The 3468-nt window shown below is 43.1% G+C and carries 4 protein-coding genes; all 4 read left to right on the top strand.

Annotated elements, in window-relative coordinates:
* Positions 1–551 precede the first annotated feature (551 nt).
* The 4 genes from NE665_RS23460 (at position 552) to NE665_RS23445 (ending at position 3368) form a co-directional block, all read left to right on the top strand.
* Complete coding sequence (locus NE665_RS23460; RefSeq protein ID WP_117444031.1) at positions 552–1388, top strand: AraC family transcriptional regulator; 837 nt, start codon at positions 552–554, stop codon at positions 1386–1388.
* Complete coding sequence (locus NE665_RS23455; protein ID WP_117444030.1) at positions 1381–2295, top strand: DMT family transporter; 915 nt, start codon at positions 1381–1383, stop codon at positions 2293–2295. Before NE665_RS23460 ends, NE665_RS23455 begins: the two co-directional genes overlap by 8 nt.
* Entirely contained in the window at positions 2265–2684 is a 420-nt protein-coding gene (locus NE665_RS23450) for a DUF2000 domain-containing protein (protein WP_117444029.1), read from the top strand. The genes NE665_RS23455 and NE665_RS23450 overlap by 31 nt, the downstream gene beginning before the upstream one ends.
* Positions 2685–3230: 546 nt before the next feature.
* Positions 3231–3368 (top strand): helix-turn-helix transcriptional regulator, encoded by a 138-nt coding sequence (locus NE665_RS23445; protein ID WP_009274510.1) that lies wholly within the window; start codon positions 3231–3233, stop codon positions 3366–3368.
* Positions 3369–3468 lie beyond the last annotated feature (100 nt).

Here is a 3468-nt window from a genome sequence, read left to right as displayed (position 1 = left end):
TCAATCCCCTTAATTATTATCTTAAGAGTTTGTGATTTCGATATAAATGTAGAGCCGTATACGAGACCCGTACGTACGGTTCAATGGGAGGGGCAATAAATCTTGAATTTATTCCTCTACCCCTATTCCATGTATTATCTGTTAGCATGCAGAAGGCTGTTATAATACTTACAATATTTCAGCTTATAACCTGCATAGATTCTGCGTGGAAAATGCGCTGTTTCTGCTTCAGCAGCCATGCTATACTATAGGTACGCGGAGAATTTATAAGCTGCACCATGCTGCTTTAACGTATGGTGATTCACTTGGTGGATAGGTTACCCTGTTACACTGGTGCTGTATAAACACCGTGCTTTTTCGATAGGATTGCGGCAATACGCTATTTAGCGGTGCACAACCATCAAATACCAGGAAACAGGCTTTGTGCATCCATTTTTCATCGCATCAGCAGCCGCCATATGAATGCAGCCCTTATCCGTATGCAATATCTTACAAGAGAATATTATTTTTTTATGTTACCATACATACAGCGACAGAAAGAAGGAATACGAATGGCAGCATTGCAGGAGCAGCGACACATCTATTATGATAAGGACCTTCAGATTGAGGCGTATAATCTGAGTGGAATCGTACAGAAATTTCCTGTTCACTTTCATGAATTTTATGTAATCGGATTTATGGAGGGTGGAAAACGTCATCTCTGGTGTCGGAATCAGGAATATGATACACAGCGCGGAGATGTTATTTTATTCAATCCGCGTGAAACGCATAATTGTGCGCCGATAGCCGGAGAGGTTCTGGATTATCGTGCAATCAATGTTCCTGTTGATGTCATGGACAAGGCAGTAAAGGAGATAACCGGGAAAAACATCCATCTTCAGTTTAAGGATACGCTGATTCCGCAGGCAGAGCTGGCACTGTCAATTCGGGAGCTGTATGATGTTATCGTATCACAGAGCAGTCTGCTGGTGCGTGAGGAGGCCTTTTACTTTCTGATTGAACAGCTGCTGGAAGAGCATATGGTTCCGGTAGAAGCAAGCAAAGAGCTTACAGAAACGGTGAAGGCTATGATGGAATATCTGGATACACATTATGAACAATCGGTTTCACTGGAAACACTTTCCGAAATCAGTGCGATGAGCCGCTATCAGCTGCTGCGTCTGTTCACCAGAGAGGTTGGTGTTTCTCCATATCGCTATCTGCAATCCATTCGGATCGCAAAAGCAAAGCGTCTGCTGGAACAGGGCGAAGCAATCGGTAAGATAGCTCTGGATTGCGGATTTTCCGATCAGAGCCACTTTACAAACTACTTTAAAAGCTTTATCGGTATAACACCAAAGCAGTATCAGCGTATATTCACACAGAAAAGGAGCGATTTGGATGAATGAGCGGATCAAGGGGCATATGCTTGCGTGTATGACTATTCTTATATGGGGAACCACCTTTATTTCAACCAAGGTGCTGCTGCGGGATTTTACACCTTTGCAGATACTGTTCACGCGTTTTATGATTGGCTATCTGGCCTTATGGGCAGTCGCTCCAAGGCTGACGAGAATCAGGCAGAAAAAGGAAGAGCTGTATTTTCTTGCGGCAGGACTCTGTGGAGTTACCCTGTATTTTCTTATGGAGAATATAGCACTTACCTATACACAGGCAAGCAATGTCGGGATCATCGTTGCTGTTTCACCATTTTTTACCATGTTTTTCGGAATCTGGCTGTTGAAACAGAAGCGTCCCGGAGTACGTTTTTTCATTGGCTTTTTGATTGCCATGACAGGAATTCTCTGTATTTCCCTGGAGGGCAGTCAGAATCTGGAATTAAATCCAAAGGGTGATCTGCTGGCTCTGGGAGCGGCCATCGTATGGGCACTGTATTCCACAATAACAAAGAAAATAAGCAGCTTTGGATATACGATTATCCCGATGACTCGCAGAATCTTCTTTTACGGTTTGTTGTGCATGCTTCCGGTTATTTTCATATCCGGAATGGAGCTGCCGAAGCTGGAACAGCTTACGGTGTTAAATACTGCCAATATACTGTTTCTGGGACTGGGAGCCAGTGCAATGTGCTTTGTTTCCTGGAACAGTGCCGTCCGCATTCTGGGCACCGTACAGACGAGTGTGTATATCTATGCAGTGCCAGTGGTCACCACGCTGGCATCGGTATGGATTTTGAAGGAGACAGTCACCATCATTGGTGTGATTGGTATCGTAATGATTGTTTTGGGTCTTCTGCTGTCGCAGAATCGTAAAGGAGAACGGGTATGGAGAAAAACAGAAAATGCGTCATGGTGATGGATGAATCACTGGCACCGGGAATTGCAGCAAATACTGCGGCATTGCTGGGGATGACACTGGGAAGTAAGGTGAAGGAAGCCATCGGCTGTGATGTTCAGGATGCGGATGGTAATATACATATGGGCATTCTGCAAATACCGCTTCCGATTCTGAAGATGGAAACAGAAAAGCTTCAGGAATTGCGGCGTCAGCTGTTTGATCAGGAATACGAGGATGTCATTATCGTCGATTTCAGTGATGCGGCACAGACATGTAATGTTTATGAGGACTGGATTGTAAAGGCAAAAAATCTGCCGGAGAATCAGTTTCATTACCTCGGTATTGGCCTGTATGGTGATAAAAAGAAAATCAACAGATTATGCGGAAGCCTGCCGCTGTACCGGTAATGCTCGTACAGGAAAGTATTCTATTTATCTTGAATATGAAGGAATTGATCCGCAGAGGTATTTATGAGTAGAAATAAGAAAATGAGAGCAGCAGGGAATCGGCACCAGCATATCGCCTCCACATCAGCGGTATGCATGGGATTGCTGAAGCTGGCAAAGTGGTAGAAGTAGGATACTATGGAAATCCTGCGTCATTTGAGTGCTTCAAAACTGTTATCCAGTATTCTTCACAGGCATTGGTAGTCGTGCAAAGGGCATTGAACATCGGATCAGATCAGTTTGACAGAAAGCAAGGTGTTTTGCACAGACGAAGGATGATAAAAACAGATATAGGATGGAAAAGATAAAGCAAGAAAAGCAGGCCGGATGAGGATAAAATTGAAGGCTTGCTTTTTTGTGTACAGCTTTGTGTTTTAGGTAATTATAAGCAAAAAAAGCTGTAAAAGGTGGTATTGCTACCAGTGGTTGCGGATTTGGAATGTATGAAGTATGGTAAAATCTTATGGAAACTGATAGAATACAGTCATCAGGAAATGAGGAAAACGTATGGAATTCAAAGACAATTTATACCGTATAAGAAAAGAAAAAGGAATGTCGCAGGAAGAGCTTGCAGCGCTGTGCGATGTGTCGCGGCAGGCGATATCCAAGTGGGAGAATGGAGTTTCCCAAACAAAAGGATATTAAGAAATAACCTGTGTTTACCTGCTTGCAAATTATTGTATTTGGATAAACGAGAAAAAAACTTTTTATTGACAGATATAATATCAGATATTATAATTGTCCG

Source organism: Clostridium sp. DFI.1.208, assembly GCF_024463855.1.
GTDB lineage: Bacteria > Bacillota_I > Bacilli_A > Erysipelotrichales > Erysipelotrichaceae > Clostridium_AQ.
Note: the sequence above shows the minus strand (reverse complement) of the source record. Positions and strands in the feature narration are given on the sequence as shown.